At 45.9% G+C, this 268-nt stretch carries 1 protein-coding gene; it reads left to right on the top strand.

Annotation, left to right across the window (positions count from 1 at the left end; genetic code table 11):
- Positions 1–268, top strand: a 268-nt coding sequence (locus AYW76_RS18710; RefSeq protein ID WP_331709472.1) for an OB-fold nucleic acid binding domain-containing protein, incomplete at both ends; no start/stop codon positions are given.

Here is a 268-nt window from a genome sequence, read left to right as displayed (position 1 = left end):
CTTGCCATTTACGACGGCTCTTGTTTCGACCCGATTCAGGCCGTGGTCCCTAATAATCTTAATAATTACGAAGACGAAGTATTAAAGCTAACGACTGGCTGCTCTGTTGAAGTAACCGGTAAGATTGTTGAGTCTCCTGCGAAAGGTCAAGACTTCGAGCTTGCTGCAACTAACGTTAAAGTAGTTGGTTGGGTTGAAGACGCAGAAACATACCCAATGGCTAAAACTCGCCACTCGATCGAATACTTACGTGAAGTCGCACACCTGC

Source organism: Marinomonas gallaica (assembly GCF_001639745.1).
In the GTDB taxonomy this organism is placed as follows: Bacteria; Pseudomonadota; Gammaproteobacteria; order Pseudomonadales; family Marinomonadaceae; genus Marinomonas; species Marinomonas gallaica.
This window is presented reverse-complemented; position numbering and strand designations above follow the sequence as displayed.